The 15,506-nt window shown below is 59.5% G+C and carries 15 protein-coding genes and 2 tRNA genes; 4 read left to right on the top strand and 13 right to left on the bottom strand.

Annotation, left to right across the window (positions count from 1 at the left end):
- The first annotated feature begins 4 nt into the window (after positions 1-4).
- Positions 5-1,456, top strand: coding sequence for a DHA2 family efflux MFS transporter permease subunit (locus ACYJRZ_RS21330; RefSeq protein WP_459462286.1), 1,452 nt, complete (start codon positions 5-7; stop codon positions 1,454-1,456).
- A 3-nt stretch (positions 1,457-1,459) separates the two neighbouring features.
- On the opposite strand, the gene ACYJRZ_RS21325 is transcribed toward ACYJRZ_RS21330, so the two are convergent.
- The 13 genes from ACYJRZ_RS21325 to ACYJRZ_RS21265 form a co-directional block, all read right to left on the bottom strand.
- Positions 1,460-3,010, bottom strand: coding sequence for a SpoVR family protein (locus tag ACYJRZ_RS21325; protein ID WP_459462284.1), 1,551 nt, complete (start codon positions 3,008-3,010; stop codon positions 1,460-1,462).
- The gene (locus ACYJRZ_RS21320; RefSeq protein WP_459462282.1) at positions 3,010-4,281 is read right to left on the bottom strand and encodes a YeaH/YhbH family protein; all 1,272 of its coding nucleotides are present in this window, start codon (positions 4,279-4,281) and stop codon (positions 3,010-3,012) included. Before ACYJRZ_RS21320 ends, ACYJRZ_RS21325 begins: the two co-directional genes overlap by 1 nt.
- 18 nt (positions 4,282-4,299) lie before the next feature.
- On the bottom strand, positions 4,300-6,246 hold the full coding sequence (locus tag ACYJRZ_RS21315) for a PrkA family serine protein kinase (RefSeq protein ID WP_459462280.1): 1,947 nt from the start codon (positions 6,244-6,246) through the stop codon (positions 4,300-4,302).
- 334 nt (positions 6,247-6,580) lie between these two features.
- Positions 6,581-6,656 (bottom strand) — tRNA-Phe (locus ACYJRZ_RS21310).
- 195 nt (positions 6,657-6,851) lie between these two features.
- Entirely contained in the window at positions 6,852-7,067 is a 216-nt protein-coding gene (gene yacG, locus ACYJRZ_RS21305) for a DNA gyrase inhibitor YacG (RefSeq protein ID WP_459462278.1), read from the bottom strand.
- A 5-nt stretch (positions 7,068-7,072) separates the two neighbouring features.
- Positions 7,073-7,693 (bottom strand): Maf-like protein, encoded by a 621-nt coding sequence (locus ACYJRZ_RS21300; protein ID WP_459462276.1) that lies wholly within the window; start codon positions 7,691-7,693, stop codon positions 7,073-7,075.
- Positions 7,694-7,792: 99 nt separating this feature from the next.
- Positions 7,793-8,011: a translation initiation factor IF-1 gene (gene infA / locus ACYJRZ_RS21295; protein WP_004117876.1), complete on the bottom strand. Its 219-nt coding sequence runs from the start codon at positions 8,009-8,011 to the stop codon at positions 7,793-7,795.
- A gap of 142 nt (positions 8,012-8,153) precedes the next feature.
- The gene (locus tag ACYJRZ_RS21290) at positions 8,154-8,636 is read right to left on the bottom strand and encodes an arsenate-mycothiol transferase ArsC (protein ID WP_459462273.1); all 483 of its coding nucleotides are present in this window, start codon (positions 8,634-8,636) and stop codon (positions 8,154-8,156) included.
- Positions 8,637-8,641: 5 nt separating this feature from the next.
- Positions 8,642-9,115, bottom strand: a complete 474-nt coding sequence (locus ACYJRZ_RS21285; protein WP_112722616.1) for a UPF0262 family protein — start codon at positions 9,113-9,115, stop codon at positions 8,642-8,644.
- A 3-nt stretch (positions 9,116-9,118) separates the two neighbouring features.
- On the bottom strand, positions 9,119-10,417 hold the full coding sequence (gene hisD / locus ACYJRZ_RS21280; RefSeq protein WP_459462271.1) for a histidinol dehydrogenase: 1,299 nt from the start codon (positions 10,415-10,417) through the stop codon (positions 9,119-9,121).
- Between the two features lie 59 nt (positions 10,418-10,476).
- Positions 10,477-10,920, bottom strand: coding sequence for a DUF2948 family protein (locus ACYJRZ_RS21275; RefSeq protein ID WP_459462269.1), 444 nt, complete (start codon positions 10,918-10,920; stop codon positions 10,477-10,479).
- Positions 10,921-11,234: 314 nt separating this feature from the next.
- Positions 11,235-12,527, bottom strand: coding sequence for a UDP-N-acetylglucosamine 1-carboxyvinyltransferase (gene murA, locus ACYJRZ_RS21270; protein ID WP_183812651.1), 1,293 nt, complete (start codon positions 12,525-12,527; stop codon positions 11,235-11,237).
- A gap of 145 nt (positions 12,528-12,672) precedes the next feature.
- Complete coding sequence (locus tag ACYJRZ_RS21265) at positions 12,673-12,969, bottom strand: hypothetical protein (protein ID WP_459462604.1); 297 nt, start codon at positions 12,967-12,969, stop codon at positions 12,673-12,675.
- A gap of 155 nt (positions 12,970-13,124) precedes the next feature.
- Here ACYJRZ_RS21265 and ACYJRZ_RS21260 point away from each other — a divergent pair.
- The 3 genes from ACYJRZ_RS21260 to ACYJRZ_RS21250 all read left to right on the top strand — a co-directional run bounded on the left by ACYJRZ_RS21260 (position 13,125) and on the right by ACYJRZ_RS21250 (position 15,482).
- Positions 13,125-13,199, top strand: a tRNA-Thr gene (locus ACYJRZ_RS21260).
- A 328-nt stretch (positions 13,200-13,527) separates the two neighbouring features.
- Positions 13,528-14,181 (top strand): hypothetical protein, encoded by a 654-nt coding sequence (locus ACYJRZ_RS21255; RefSeq protein WP_459462267.1) that lies wholly within the window; start codon positions 13,528-13,530, stop codon positions 14,179-14,181.
- Between the two features lie 236 nt (positions 14,182-14,417).
- Entirely contained in the window at positions 14,418-15,482 is a 1,065-nt protein-coding gene (locus ACYJRZ_RS21250; RefSeq protein WP_459462265.1) for a D-alanine--D-alanine ligase family protein, read from the top strand.
- Positions 15,483-15,506 lie beyond the last annotated feature (24 nt).

The following is a 15,506-nucleotide window of genomic DNA, read 5'->3' as shown; positions in this document are numbered from 1 at the left end:
TTCCATGGATTCGATAGATCCCAATCCGCAGGGTCAGACTTTTGCGGTCGAACGCAATCCCCGCCTGCGCTACATCATCCCCGCCGTAGTCGCTGTTGCCTTCCTGATGGAACAGCTCGATTCGACCATCCTCATCACTGCCGTTCCCGATATCGCCAAGAGCCTCGATACCACACCGCTTCGCATGAACCTGGCTGTTACGACCTATATTCTCACGCTTGCCATGTTCATTCCGGTGAGCGGATGGTTTGCGGATCGCTTCGGCGCCAGGCGCATCTTCACGCTTTCCCTCTTCATCTTCACCATCGGCTCGATCCTCTGCGGCCTGGCGACCAGCCTGCCGATGCTCATCGCCACGCGCGCGCTGCAGGGCTTTGGCGGCGCCATGATGACGCCGGTCGGGCGCCTCATCCTCATCCGCAGTTTCCCGCGCAGCCAGCTCGTGACAGCCATGACCTACATGACCCTACCGGCTGTCATGGGGCCTGTCATCGGGCCGATACTTGGCGGCTTTCTGACGACCTATCTGTCCTGGCGCTGGATCTTCTGGGTGAACCTGCCCTTCGGCCTCATCGGCATGACCATGGCGCTGCGCTATGTTGAGGATACTGAACGCGACGCGACGATCAAATTCGATTTTCCTGGCTTCGTCATGGTAGGCATCGGCTGCGTGCTGCTGCAATTCGGCATCGAGAATATCGGGCGCCCGACAATCCCCGGCTGGGCTATCGTCCTCACGCTTGCCGCCGCCGGCCTGCTGCTGGTCGGCTTCATCCGCTATGCCAGAGCAGCGGAATCTCCAGCCGTGGACCTTACACTCTTCAAGCTGCGCACCTTCCGCATCGGCACCCTTGCCGGCGGTATCTGTCGTGTGGGACTGAACGGCGTGCCCTTCCTGCTGCCACTGATGCTGCAGGTTGGCTTTGGCTTGAGCCCGATCATCTCGGGCACGCTGACCTTCGTCAGCGCCCTGAGCGCCCTCGCCGTACGGCCGATCTCGGCAAAATTGCTGAAGCTCTATGGCTTCGATCGCATGCTGACCTGGAGCGCGGTGTTCGGCGCCGCCGTCGTCGCCGGCTTCGCATTGATCACGCCGGATACGCCGCACTGGTTCATCATCGTCTATGTCTTCATTTTCGGGCTGGCGCGGGCCGGACAGTTCATGACGTCCAATACCCTGTCCTATTCCGATACCCCGGCGGCACAGCTTAGCCGCGCCACCAGCTTGGGGGGCGTGCTGCAGCAATTGAGCGTCAGCTTCGGCGTCTCCGTCGCCGCCATGCTGCTGGGATTGGTGACCTTGGATGGATCGCCGCTGACGCCGGAGAAATTCCATATTGCTTTTTTGCTGATGGCGGTCATACCGCTGCTCGGTATACCCGGCTTCCTCCAGCTGCGGCCGGAAGACGGCGCACAAGTGAGCGGCCATCAACGGCAATCGAAAAAGCAGCCGTAAGGGCTAAGCCGCAAGCGCCGAGGCGCGCGGATGGACGAGATGATCGCGAAGCACCGCACCGGAGCGGTCGACTTCCTGCATCAGCACGTCGTAACTCCACAGATCGGCCAGATGCTGCAAGACGCGCTTGGCATCCATATCATCGAGCAGCGCGCCGTTCAGCACCGTATGCTTGACCAGCAGCCGCCTGTCGCCGGCAAGATCGACATCGACGATCTCGATATGCGGATCGATCCAGCCGACATCATATTGCCGCGACAGCTCACGGCGGATGCGCCGGTAGCCGCGCTCATCATGAATGGCGGCCACCCTCAGCCCCTCCTCCTCTTCCGGATCGTCGGTCAGTTGGAACATGCGCATCTTGCGCATCAGGTGAGGGCTGAGGAACTGCGCTACAAAGCTCTCGTCGCGATAATTGGCCCAGAGATCGCGCAGCACCGCCATGGCATCGCCGGTGCCGGCGATCTCGGGGAACCACTGGCGATCCTCCTCCTCCGGCTTCGTCACGATACGCTCGATATCCTGCATCATGGCAAAGCCGATCGCATATGGGTTAAGGCCGGAATAGCGGGGATCGTTGAAGGTCGGCTGGAAAACCACATTGGTATGCGATTTCAGGAATTCCAGAAAATCGCCGTCGCCGATGCCGCCGAGCTCATGCAGCCGCGTCATGATGCGATAGTGCACATAGGTCGCAGTACCCTCGTTCATCACCTTGGTCTGGCTCTGCGGGTAGAAATATTGCGCCACATGCCGCACGATACGGATGATCTCGCGCTGCCAGGGCTTCAGACGCGGCGCCATCTTTTCCAGGAAATAGAGGATATTCTCCTGCGGCAGGCCGGCCAGCGAACGCCGCCGCTCCAGATCGAGATCGTGGGTCTTCTTGCCGGAGCCGGCTGGAACCGTGCGCCAGAGATCGTTGAAGATCTTCTCGTCATACTCGCGCCGTTCGCGTTCGCGCTTTTCCTCGTCGCGCAAATCCGGCGTTTTCTTGCCCGCATAGCGATGCACGCCATGCGACATCAGCGCATGGGCGGCATCCAGCGTGCGCTCGACGGCGGCGTGGCCATAGCGCTCCTCGCAGCGCGCGATATAGCTCTTGGCGAAATTGAGATAGTCGAGAATGCCTTCAGCATCGGTCCAGAGCTTGAAGAGATAGTTATTCTTGAAGAAGTGATTGTGGCCGAAGGCGGCATGCGCGATGACGAGCGCCTGCATCGTCGCCGTATTCTCCTCCATCAGGTAAGAAATGCAGGGCGAGCTGTTGATGACGATCTCATAGGCGAGCCCGCGCAGGCCCTTGCGGTAAAAGGCTTCATGATGGGCGAAGTGCTTGCCGAAGGACCAATGCTTGTAAAATAGCGGCATGCCGATCGATGAATAGACGTCGAGCATCTGCTCGGCAGTGATGATCTCGATCTGGTTGGGATAGACATCGAGACCGAGCTCGTCGACAGCAATCTTCTCGCAGGCATCATGAATTCGTTGGATCGTGGCGAAATCCCAGTCTGCACCTTCGAAAAGCCGCTCCATCGATGCCCTCTTTGCCATCATCCGCTCCTTGTTTCCGCCGTCCGGCGCTGGAAGAGATCGTGGAAGACCGGATAGATCTGGCTGCGATCGCTGACACGCCGCATGGAAAGCACCGGCCATCCCGCCTGCATCCGCTCGTAGAGCGACCAAATCGCCGAGCCGGACGAGATCGCGACGCTGCGTGATTCCCCGACTTCGAGATAGGCGAAATATTGGCAAACGGGCAGGATCTCGCTCGTCATCAACGCTGCCGTCGTCGCATTGTCGGAATAGGCGTTGTCGCCGTCCGACGCCTGGGCGGCGTAGATGTTCCAGTCGGACGCCGGGAAGCGGTCCCGCACGATCCGCCGCATGGCCTCGAGCGCGCTCGAAACCTGGGTGCCGCCAGTTGCCGGGCTGCGGAAGAAGGTCTCCTCGTCCACCTCTTCCGCTACGTCGGTATGACGAATGAAGACGATCTCGACGCGGCGGTACTGCCGGGTCAGGAAGATGTAGAGCAGCATGTAGAAGCGCTTGGCGAGATCCTTCATGTGCTCTGTCATCGAGCCGGAAACGTCCATCAGGCAGAACATGACGGCTTGCGCCACCGGCTTCGGCTCGTTCTCGAAACGGCGATAGCGGATATCGATCGGGTCGATATAGGGAATGCGCCGGACCTTCGATTCCAGCTTTTTGATCTCGTCTTCGAGCTGTGCGCGGCGCTTCTCGTCCGTGCACTCCTCGGCTTCCTCGATGAGCTTTTCGACCGTTTCCGGCTTCGGGCGATGCAGCGCAACACGGCGCATCATCGCAAGCCGCATCGTGCGGTTGATGGCAAGATTGGCGGGCGACCCCGCAACCGAGTAGCCCGAGCGCACCGGATTGATCTGATCCGCCGACATCAGGCGGCGCTTGGCAAGATCGGGCAATTCCAGATCGTCGAGGAAGAGATCGAGAAACTCATCCCGCGTCAGGATGAAGCGGAAGGCATCCTCACCGGAGCCGTCGCCGCCGGCACGGCCATTGCCGCCGCCACCTTCAGGCCGCGGCAGGATATCGCCTTCGATGAAGTCCTTGTTACCGGGAAGAATATGTTCCTTCAGGCCCTCTGGGCCACGATGGAACCGAGGTTCCTCGGTTCCATCAAGGGGAATGCTGACTTCGCCACCCTTCAGAATATCCTGAATGTCGCGATTTTGAGAGGATTCATAGACCGCTCTCTGCACCAGCGCTTTTGCTCTTCGCAAAAATCGTTGACGATTTTCCAGACTTTTTCCGCCTGGGTTCAGGCGTCTGTCAACAATGTGCATTCCTTCTTCCTTGGTGGCTCATCCCGCCTGTTTCACACGCATGTACCATTCCACAAGGCGCCGGACCTGACGCTCGGTGTAACCCCGCGCGACCATCCGCTCAACGAATTCGCCATGTTTCTTCTCCGTCTCGCCGTCCTTCTTGGACCCGAAGGAGATGACGGGCAGAAGGTCCTCGACCTGGGAGAACATCCGCTTTTCGATGACTTCGCGGATCTTCTCATAACTGGTCCAGGACGGGTTCTTGCCGCCATGGCTCGCTCGTGCCCGCAGGCAGAATTTGACGACCTCGTTGCGGAAGTCCTTCGGATTGGCGATGCCTGCCGGCTTTTCGATCTTGGTGAGCTCCTGGTTTAGAAGCTCGCGGTCGAGAAGCTGGCCCGTATCGGGATCCTTGAAGTCCACATCCTCGATCCAGGCGTCGGCATAGTCGACATAGCGATCGAAAAGGTTCTGCCCGTAATCCGCATAGGATTCCAGATAGGCCTTCTGGATCTCGTTACCGATGAACTCCGCATAGCGCGGCGCCAATTCACTCTTGATAAACTCGATATAGAGCTTTTCGGTTTCAAGCGGCAGCTGTTCCCTGCGGATTGCCTGCTCCAACATGTACATCAGATGCACCGGATCGGCACCGACTTCTGTCGTATCGTAGTTGAAAGTCGCCGCCAGCACTTTGAAGGCGAAACGAGTGGAAGCCCCATCCATACCCTCGTCGACACCGGCCGCATCACGATATTCCTGCACGCTGCGGGCTCTCGGATCGGTCTCCTTCAGGCTCTCGCCGTCATAGACCCGAAGCTTGGAGAAAGCGGTCGAGTTCTCGTGCTTGGACAGCCGCGTCAGAACCGTGAAGCGGGCGAGCGTCTCCAAGGTCGATGGCGCGCAAGGCGCGTCGCTGAGCTCGGATTCCTCGATTAGCTTTTCATAGATCTTCTGCTCTTCGGTGACCCTGAGGCAATAAGGCACCTTCACCACGCAAATGCGGTCGATAAATGCCTCATTGTTCTTGTTGGCCTTGAATGTCTGCCATTCCGACTCGTTTGAGTGCGCCAGGATGATGCCTGAGAAGGGTATCGCACCGATATTTTCCGTACCGATGTAATTGCCTTCCTGTGTCGCCGTCAGCAGCGGATGCAGCATCTTGATCGGCGCCTTGAACATTTCAACGAATTCGAGAACGCCCTGGTTGGCGCGGTTCAATGCACCCGAATAGCTGTAGGCATCCGGATCGTTCTGCGCGAGACTTTCGAGCTTGCGGATATCCACCTTGCCAACCAGCGAGGAAATATCCTGGTTGTTCTCGTCGCCCGGTTCCGTTTTGGCGACGGCTATTTGCCGCAGCCTCGAGGGCTGTATCCTGACGACGCGGAAGCGGGAAATATCGCCTTCGAACTCCTCCAACCGCTTGAGGCACCAAGGACTCATGAGCCCGGTCAGGCGTCGACGCGGAATGCCATAGCGCTCTTCGATCATCGGCCCCATGGTGACGGGGTCGAATAGGCTGAGCGGGCTTTCGAAGACCGGGCTCAGCTCGTTTCCGGCCTTGAGGACATAGATGGGATGAACTTCCATCAATGATTTCAGCCGTTCGGCAAGCGACGACTTGCCGCCGCCGACGGGCCCAAGCAGATAGAGGATCTGCTTGCGCTCCTCCAGCCCCTGGGCCGCATGGCGGAAGAAGGCGACGATGCGTTCGATCGTCTCTTCCATGCCGAAAAAGCCCGAAAAAGCCGGATAAGTCCGGATGGTCCGGTTCATGAAAATACGCCCAAGCCTTGTATCCTTGGCCGTATCGATCAGCAGTGGTTCGCCCATGGCTGCCAGCAGCCGCTCTGCCGCATTTGCGTACATGAGCGGGTCATCCCGGCACGCTTCCAGGTATTCTGAGAATGACATCTCGACTTCGCGCCGTGCTTCAAAAGTACGGGCGAACGTGTTGAACAGAACATCGTTGTTTAACATGGCGCCTCGGTAGCTTGCTATTGCAATTAACGCCGGCTTTTACGAGATCACTTTATCCCGCTATATCTAAAGTGCGGTATGACTCGTTTCGAATCAATAGGTGATCTGTCAATAATTCGTACGCTTGATTCCAAATGTCATCAATATCTTGATGGGGTCATGCACCGAATTAATGAAACACAACCAAGGGATTGTTGTAGCAACACAACGCACGCAGTGGTTATGCAATCTCGACCGGCCTATTGCCGCGTATTCTTGCAAATACACGATCTCGGCGAGGAATTGAACGAAGCCAGCGTCAAGCTTCATTGTCCGCATGATTGGGGAGAAAAGATGGTGCCCAGAGCCGGAATCGAACCAGCGACACGCGGATTTTCAATCCGCTGCTCTACCAACTGAGCTATCTGGGCATCCGAGCTTCCCGTCGAAGGAAGAGCCTTGTCAGGCGCTGGGCGGTTGGTTCGCCCCGGAAGCGAGCGGGGTTATAGCATCTTGTTCGGCCATGTCCAGCCGCAAATGACTCTTTTTTGACAGGAAATCGAATTTTGCCAATTCGCGAACAAAATGAAAGGGTTCGCGACACCGAGCCCTCTTGGAAAACGCATTCAGCCCTGGTCGGAGCCGTCGGCCTTCGTCTCGTCCTCGGTCACGGGAATGGCGTAGGAGCCGTTGAGCCATCGGGAAAGATCGACGGATCGGCAGCGATCCGAGCAGAAGGGGTAATGTTCACGCAGTGAAGGGCGGCCGCATTCCGGGCAGGGACGCGTCTTTCGCAGCGGCTCGACCTTCGAACCCACCTTGATCTCCTCAGCTTCCGTCATGACAACTATCCTTCCTGCCATCCGGCGTGGACATCGAAGCCCTCGCCCGCCAGCAGCAGTATGGTTTCATAAAGCGGCAATCCGACGACATTGGTGTAGGAACCGACAAGCTTCTGCACGAAGGAGCCGGCAAGCCCCTGAATGCCATAGGCTCCCGCCTTGCCACGCCACTGGCCGGAGGCGAGATACATGTCGATATCGCGGCGGGAGAGTCGCTTGAAGCGAACCTTGGTCTCAACGACCTTCTGGCGGGCCTTGCGATCCGGCGTGATCAGGCAGATGCCGGTATAGACCACGTGGCCGCGTCCGGAGAGCAGATGCAGAGCAGCAGCGGCCTCGTCGACGAATTCCGCCTTCGGCAGGATGCGCCGTCCGACGGCGACGACGGTGTCGGCGGAAAGAATATAGCTCCCCTGCCAGGTGGCGTCGCTCTTGATCGCCGCAAAGGCGGCATCACCCTTCTCAGCCGAAAGCCGCCGCGCCAGCGAGCGCGGATGCTCCGATTTCTTCGGCGTCTCATCGATATCCATGGGCATGAGGCGCGCGGGCTCGATGCCTGACTGATGCAGGAGTTCGACGCGACGCGGTGATCCGGAGGCCAGTATCAGCTTATGTTTCAACGCCATCAGATCTCGACTTGTCATACGGGAATGAGAGCCGGTTCTGGAGCATGATGCCGAAAAGTGTCAGCGGCTTTCGGTCGACATCATGCCGAGAACGGCGAATTACTTGAAACGATAGGTGATGCGGCCCTTGGTCAGGTCGTAAGGGGTCATTTCCACCAGCACCTTGTCGCCGGCCAGAACGCGGATGCGGTTCTTGCGCATGCGGCCAGCGGTGTGGGCGATGATCTCGTGCTCGTTTTCCAGCTTCACGCGAAAGGTCGCGTTCGGCAGGAGTTCGGTGACGACACCGGGAAATTCGAGGACTTCTTCTTTCGGCATTAAAGCTTCTTTTCCTGTCGGTTGGGGCCAGCGCCCATGCCAAAAAAGCGGGGTCGCCGGAAATTTGCGCGGAAACTACACAATCGCCGCGGTTTTGTGAACCACGTTGATAAGGGTTTCTGCATTTGTTTCATTTGCGGCTCTAAAGCGAGCCGCGATGTTCCACCAGCCTGCTCTCGATCAGGTCCAAAAGATAGTCCCTCACGCCGCGATAGGCATCCAGAATCTGCTCACGCGTCCCATCCGTCGCGGAAGGATCAATCGTCGGCCAATAGATGACGTCGATGGCATTGGCCCGTGTCAGCTCCAGCGCGGCATGATGGGCCTCGGGAGACAGCGTAATGATGACGTCGAAGAAATCATCCTCCAGCTCTTCCATGGTCTGTGGCTGGCGGCGGCCGAGCGAGAGCCCCATCTCGGAAAGCACGACATCGACGAAAGGATTGCGCTCGCCGGCACGCACCCCCGCCGAGGCGATATAGGTGCCCTGCGGCAGCATTTGCCGAGCGATCGCTTCGGCCATGGGCGAACGAATGGTATTCAGGCCGCACATGAAGAGGATGGCGCCGGGGGATTTGCCCCCGGGCGACCTGCCATTGTGCTCGATGGCCTGCGGCTCGTCCATGGCAGTCACCCGCGCCAGTAGAGCACGCAGACGAGCGTGAACAGCCGCCGCGCCGTATCGAAATCCACGCTGATCTTGCCGTTCAGCCGGTCCATCAGCGTCTGGGAGCCTTCGTTATGGATGCCGCGCCGGCCCATGTCGATCGCCTCGATGCGGCTTGGCGTGGCCGAGCGGATCGCCTCGTAATAGCTCTCGCAGATCATGAAATAATCCTTCACGATCCGGCGAAACGGGGTGAGCGACAGAATATGGGTGGCGACAACGCCACCATCTTCCATGCGGATGTCGAAGACCAGCTTCTGGTCGACCAGCGAAAGGTTGAGCAGATAGGGCCCGCCCTCATGCCCGACAGGCGCGAAACTGTTTTCCTCGATCAGGTCGAAAATGGCGACGGCGCGCTCATGCTCGACATCGGGCGTCGAGCGGCCGATTGTGTCGTCCAGGACCACATCGCTCAGCCGGAAGACGCCCTTTGCCATGCCTTACCCCTCGAGATTGAGGCGGATCGCGACCGACCGCGCATGGGCATCCAGCCCCTCGGAATTGGCAAGCGCGATAGCCGCCGGCCCGAGCGCGCGAAGCTGCTCGGATCCCAGCCGCAGAATCGAGGTGCGCTTTACGAAATCCAGCACGGAAAGGCCGGAAGAGAAGCGTGCGGAGCGGGCCGTCGGCAGCACATGGTTCGAGCCGCCAACATAATCGCCGATCACTTCGGGCGTGTGACGACCGACGAAGATCGCGCCGGCATTGCGCACACCAGCAAGCAGCGGCTCGGGATCGTCGACAGCGAGTTCCAGATGCTCGGCCGCGATTCTGTTGGCAAGCGGAATGGCCCGCTTCAGATCGGAGACCAGGATGATCGCGCCGAAATCCCGCCAACTCGTTGCCGCCGTCTGCGAGCGGCTGAGCTGCTTCAGCTGCCGCTCGACCGCCGCTTCCACAGCCCTGCCAAATTCGGCATCGTCGGTGATCAGGATCGATTGCGCACTTTCGTCATGCTCGGCCTGCGCCAGCAGATCGGCGGCGATCCAGTCCGGATCGTTATCCCTGTCGGCGATGACGAGCACTTCCGACGGGCCGGCAATCATGTCGATACCAACAGTGCCGAACACCTGGCGCTTGGCGGCCGCCACATAGGCGTTGCCGGGGCCGGTGATCTTGTAGACCGGCTTGATCGTCTCGGTGCCATAGGCAAGGGCCGCGATCGCCTGTGCACCGCCGATGCGGTAGATCTCCTCGACGCCGGCCATGCGCGCCGCGGCAAGCACGGCCGGATTGACGGCGCCGCCGGTCGCCGGCACGGCGATGACGACGCGGTCGACACCGGCGACCTTGGCCGGCACGGCATTCATCAGCACCGAGCTCGGATAGCTCGCCGTGCCGCCGGGTACATAGAGGCCGACCGCGTCGATCGCCGTCCAGCGCGACCCCAGGCCGACGCCGAGATCGTCCTCATAGATATCGTCCTTCGGCAACTGCCGGCGATGATGCGATTCGATGCGGGTCGCGGCGACCTTCAGCGCGCCCAGCACTTCGGCCGGAACGGCCGCGATCGCCGCGTCGATCTCCGCTTCGCTGACGCGCATCGGCGTTACGGCGAAATCGACGCCGTCGAACTTCTTGGAATAATCCGCAAGGGCGGCATCGCCGCGCGCCCGCACATCGTCGATGATGCCGCGCACGACCACGTTCACATCCTCGGACACTTCCCGCTTGGTCGTCAGGAATGCGGCGAACTGCTGCTCGAACCCTTCCGACGCCTGATCCAGCCAGATAGCCAAACTGATATTCCTCTTTCACTGCGGCCGCCTGCGGCGGCAAGAAATCCAACCGTCGCGGCTTATTCGCCCGCGTCGGGATGTCGGGGCTTGTGGGCCGTTTCCCATGCCCCGCCAATATCCGCAAGCTGGGCCTCGATGCACTCGACATCGAGCGCGATGGTGGCGTTGGCGGCAAGGGCAAGCTCGATCGTGCCGTCCGGCCCCTCGCCTTTTTGCTCGAAGCGGATGGCGAGCAGCGACAGAACCTCGTCGCGCTTGCGCCGGTCGAAGCCGTTGGAGCGCACCGCCTGCACGCGCTTGAACACCAGCGCGGAACGATGGCGTTCATAAGGCTTGCTGCGCTGGTCCGATTGCTCCCAGGCGAAACGGTTGGCCGCGAGCGAAAACTGCTCCTGCTTCGGCGCATAGGACATGTCGCCGACCTTGAAGACGCTATCCTGCATATAGGCAGAGATGACATCCAGGTCCTCGGTGTCGAGTGCCATTAGCTTGAGATCGCTCATTCGTCCTTTATCCCTGATCGCGCCCCTAGAGCGTTTCTGCTTTCTTCGAAGCGCGAAAACGCTCTATCCTTTTTATTCTCTCGCAATTCCGGACGGAAAACCGCTACGCACTTTTCCTGGAATTGCTCTGGAACGCCCGGCAAACATTGTTGCCGACATTTTCCATTCTGGACATAAGATGCGAGCGCAAAAGACGCAACCGAAGAAAGCGGGCTTGCCCGCTCTCTTCGCGCCATCCGATGGAATTAAGACATGCCGCGCAAAACGCTGTCGCGGTTTTGCGACAGCGGACGGGCAAAACCTGCGCGACGAGCTTAGTCGCTGATACGCTCGACCACGGCGCCGCAGCGCGTCAGCTTGTCTTCCAGCCGCTCGAAGCCGCGATCTAGGTGGTAGATACGCGATACTACCGTCTCGCCTTCGGCGGCAAGGCCGGCAATCACGAGCGAGACGGAAGCACGAAGGTCGGTCGCCATCACGGGCGCACCCTTCAGCTTCTGTACGCCTTCGACGCGGGCGGTCTGACCGGAAAGCGAGATCTTGGCGCCGAGGCGGGCGAGCTCCTGCACATGCATGAAGCGGTTTTCGAAGATGGTCTCGGTGATATTCGAGACGCCCGACGAGCGGGTCATCAGCGCCATGAACTGCGCCTGCAGATCGGTCGGGAAGCCGGGGAATGGATCGGTGACGACGTCGACCGGCTGGATGCCGCCGCCGTTGCGCATGACGCGGATGCCGTTATTGGTCGGCGAAACCGTGGCACCGGCGCGGCGCAGGCTTTCGAGCGCCGTGTCGAGCAGCGCCACATCGGTATTTTCGAGCGTGACATCGCCGCCCGCCATGGCAACGGCCATGGCATAGGTGCCGGTCTCGATACGATCGGGCAGCACGCGATGGCGGGCGCCGGAGAGCGAGGTGACGCCCTCGATGGTGATCGTGCTGGTGCCGGCGCCGGAGATCTTGGCACCCATGGCGATCAGGCAGTTGGCGAGATCGACGACCTCGGGCTCGCGGGCGGCATTGCCGATGATCGTGGTACCGCGGGCAAGCGTGGCGGCCATCATCATCACATGCGTCGCACCCACGGAAACCTTCGGGAAATCATAACGCGCGCCGATGAGGCCGCCCTTCGGCGCGGTGGCATTGATATAGCCGCCATCGATTTCCATGGTGGCGCCAAGCGCCTGCAAGCCCTCGATGAAGAGATCGACGGGACGCGTGCCGATGGCGCAGCCGCCGGGCAGCGACACGCGCGCCTGGCCCTCGCGGGCGAGCAGCGGCCCGATGACCCAGAAGCTCGCGCGCATCTTGGCGACGAGTTCGTAAGGCGCGGTCGTATCGACGATGGTGCGGCAGGTGAAATGGATGGTGCGGGAATAACCGTCTTCCTGGCGCTCGCGACGGCCGTTGACGGCGACATCGACGCCGTGATTGCCGAGGATGCGCATCAGGAGCTCGACATCGGCGAGATGCGGCACGTTTTCGAGGGTCAGGGTATCGCTTGTCAGAAGCGAGGCGATCATCAGCGGCAGGGCGGCATTCTTGGCGCCGGAGATCGGAATGATACCGTTGAGCTCATTGCCGCCGACAATCCTGATACGATCCATATAAGCAATACGGGCGAGGCCCGCCTTTCCTGATAGTCCCGGGCGCCTCAAATCGCGGGCGCCAGGTTTCGTGCACCTTGGTAAAAGGCGCTCTTTAGACGAAATAGATTAACGCATCAATTCGATTGATGATGGGCGACATCAATCATTGCGATTCGTTCCTTTTTGCGGCGGTTTCAGCACTATCCACAGGCTTTGCCGCCGGCAAACCATCCGTCTCATCGGCCTGGCCGGCGCGCCGCGCCCGCACCTGCTGCTTGCGGCGGGACAGATTCTCCCGCAGCTTCTGCGCGGCACGCTCCCGCCGCCGATCCGCCTCCGTGACCTGCTTGCCGCCCACGGGCTCACGCGCCTCGCCGCCGGCCCCGTCACCGGCCCCACCGGGCGCCCAACCGTCCTGCAAAGCCTGCCCACCATCGATTTTCGTCTTGTCCGTACCCATGGCTTCCTCATAGCGGAAAACCTTAGGCGCCAAAAGACCGACACATTTTTTCCAACGATCTTTCACAGAACTTGCAATTTGCGACTTGCACTCCGCCTCCACCTATGGCAATAGCCGCCTCGCCCAATACGGCGCACCACACCGCGCCACGGAATGCTGCTATAGCTCAGGGGTAGAGCACTCCCTTGGTAAGGGAGAGGCCGAGAGTTCAAATCTCTCTAGCAGCACCAGTTTTCTCAACAACTATTGATACTCGGCCGCTGGCGGCCCCATCATATCCGTGCGTTTCTCAACTCAATTGCATGGATGTTCCGCGCACAACATTCTACGGATGTTCGCGAATGCGCAGGTCCCCGCGGCCCTGATCCCAATTTTTAACGCTGTGATTTGATTCAAAATGACATCCAGAACCGCAACGCCGCTACCCGTGCGAACAATTTACTTGCCGTATAACATTTACAGCATCGTATCTATACTCGTAAGATTCTTGTCTCGTCATTCAAATTGAATTCAAAAATAGTTATGGCTCCTAGCGAACAAAAAGCGAAGAAAAAATCCATGTTTGATATATCTCTCGCGACTGCCAACTTTTGGTTTGACGCAGCGAATATAGCCTTACTGATTGGAGCCATTTTTGTAGGTCTAGGAACTTTCGGCGTTTACAAAATGGGGGCAATAAAAGAGAAATTTGCGGACGAACGTATTTCATACAATGAAAATGAAACTGCAAAAGCCAATGAAAATGCCGAGATCGTCCGCAAATCAAATCTAGTACTTCAAGCAGACCTTGAGCGTGAAAGAAGCGCTCGACTAAAGCTGGAGAAGAATTTAGCGCCTCGTCATTTAGGCGACGAGCAAGCTAAAGTTATTGCTGACGCGATAAAGTCATTCCGTGGTCAATCGATAACTATCATTTCTCCAATAGGAGATGCAGAAGCAGAGGCGTATGCCGCTGAGTTTATTCTCATGTTTAAGAATGCTGGCTGGAATCCAGGGACAGCTGACCTACCTGACCTAGCAGTTTTTACGCCATCTCCAACTGGTCTTGTGCTTGCCATTAATAAAGAGGATTCGGACGCCCGCACCCCTCCTCCGAGTGCGATGCCTCTGTTGGAGGTTTTCAGCAGCCTTGGCCTTGTGAGCTCTGCGAAAGCGGAGAAAATCGCGCCTAAGGGAGGTATTTTGTTGATAGTCGGCACAAAACCCCGCTAGGGAATTCGCGCTCGGTCTCATTCGAACGCAACACGGCGTGATCGAAACTCCGACCTCGCCGCGCACACACTCTCTCTGGTTTGCGCTCCTGACCCTCCATCGCACAGAACATTTGATGGCGACGATGGCGCTCGCGTCTTCATTTATTTCACCACTACCCTCCCCAATTTCGCTTCAATCCCTCGTTTAAACCCTTCCCTCATCACACCCATTCCAGCCCGGGAGAGCCACCCTCCATGTCGAAACTACGCGTCGCCGTTCTGTTTGGCGGTCAGTCCAGCGAGCATGAGGTTTCCGTCATGTCGGCCCGCAATGTCGTCAAGGCGATCGATGGCGCAAGATATGAGATCGTGCCGATCCTGATCGATCGCGGCGGGCGCTGGCTGCTGGTGGAGGAAAAGGGTGGCGCGCTGCCGGAGCCGGTTGCCTATGAGGGCACCGAAGTCTGCCTGGTTCCGGGCGGCAAGGGCCGGCTGATGGCGCTGGAAGGGGCTGGCGCGCGCGCGCTGCCTGCGGTCGATGTGCTGTTTCCGGTGCTGCACGGGCTGAACGGCGAGGATGGCTCCATTCAGGGCCTTGCCCAGATCGTCGGCCTGCCCCTCGTCGGTTGCGGCATTCTGGGTTCGGCCAACGCGATCGACAAGGATATGGCAAAGCGCCTGCTGCGCGAGGCCGGCCTGCCGGTGGCCCGCTCCGTGACGCTTGTGCGCGGCGACAAGCCGGATTTCAACGAAATCGCCGCCACGCTCGGCTCGCCCGTCTTCGTCAAGCCGACGCGCCAGGGCTCGTCGGTCGGCGTCAGCAAGGTGGGGGATGCCGCGGCCTTCGAGAGCGCACTCACCGAAGCTTTCCGGCATGACCGCAAGGTGCTGGTGGAAGAATTCGTGCGTGCCCGCGAGATCGAATGCGCCGTGCTGGAAGAGCCTGACGGATCGCTCTTCGTCTCCGTGCCGGGCGAAATCGCCACGGCCGCGACCCACGGCTTCTATTCCTACGAGGCGAAATATCTCGACCAGAACGGCGCCGTCGTCACCGTGCCGGCGGATATTCCGGCCGGAACGGCAGACATGCTGAAGCGCATGGCGGCGGATGGCTTTCGCGCGCTCGGATGCGAAGGGCTGGCGCGCGTCGATTTCTTTCTGCGGCCGGATGGCAGCGTCGTCATCAACGAGATCAACACCATGCCCGGCTTCACCAATATCAGCATGTATCCCAAGGCCATGGATGCCTCGGGCATTTCCTATCCGGAGCTTATCAGCCGACTGATCGAGCACGGGTTTGCCCGGGCGCGGCAGGGATAATCCAAGGGCGGCGGCAGGTTTCGA

The sequence above is a fragment of the Rhizobium sp. No.120 genome, from assembly GCF_054558365.1.
The sequence above is the reverse complement of the archived record's forward strand: the minus strand, read 5'-3'. Positions and strand labels throughout refer to the sequence as shown.

Bases quoted from the DNA above. Each gene is read 5' to 3' on its own strand.
- ACYJRZ_RS21290 (WP_459462273.1), bottom strand. From the start codon at position 8,636: ATGGACGAGCCGCAGGCCATCGAGCACAATGGCAGGTCGCCCGGGGGC.
- ACYJRZ_RS21255 (WP_459462267.1), top strand. From the start codon at position 13,528: ATGTTTGATATATCTCTCGCGACTGCCAACTTTTGGTTTGACGCAGCG.
- ACYJRZ_RS21300 (WP_459462276.1), bottom strand. From the start codon at position 7,693: ATGGCGTTGAAACATAAGCTGATACTGGCCTCCGGATCACCGCGTCGC.
- infA (WP_004117876.1), bottom strand. From the start codon at position 8,011: ATGCCGAAAGAAGAAGTCCTCGAATTTCCCGGTGTCGTCACCGAACTC.
- ACYJRZ_RS21320 (WP_459462282.1), bottom strand. From the start codon at position 4,281: ATGCACATTGTTGACAGACGCCTGAACCCAGGCGGAAAAAGTCTGGAA.
- ACYJRZ_RS21265 (WP_459462604.1), bottom strand. From the start codon at position 12,969: ATGGGTACGGACAAGACGAAAATCGATGGTGGGCAGGCTTTGCAGGAC.
- ACYJRZ_RS21285 (WP_112722616.1), bottom strand. From the start codon at position 9,115: ATGGCAAAGGGCGTCTTCCGGCTGAGCGATGTGGTCCTGGACGACACA.
- ACYJRZ_RS21250 (WP_459462265.1), top strand. From the start codon at position 14,418: ATGTCGAAACTACGCGTCGCCGTTCTGTTTGGCGGTCAGTCCAGCGAG.
- ACYJRZ_RS21315 (WP_459462280.1), bottom strand. From the start codon at position 6,246: ATGTTAAACAACGATGTTCTGTTCAACACGTTCGCCCGTACTTTTGAA.
- ACYJRZ_RS21330 (WP_459462286.1), top strand. From the start codon at position 5: ATGGATTCGATAGATCCCAATCCGCAGGGTCAGACTTTTGCGGTCGAA.
- murA (WP_183812651.1), bottom strand. From the start codon at position 12,527: ATGGATCGTATCAGGATTGTCGGCGGCAATGAGCTCAACGGTATCATT.
- ACYJRZ_RS21325 (WP_459462284.1), bottom strand. From the start codon at position 3,010: ATGGCAAAGAGGGCATCGATGGAGCGGCTTTTCGAAGGTGCAGACTGG.
- ACYJRZ_RS21275 (WP_459462269.1), bottom strand. From the start codon at position 10,920: ATGAGCGATCTCAAGCTAATGGCACTCGACACCGAGGACCTGGATGTC.
- yacG (WP_459462278.1), bottom strand. From the start codon at position 7,067: ATGACGGAAGCTGAGGAGATCAAGGTGGGTTCGAAGGTCGAGCCGCTG.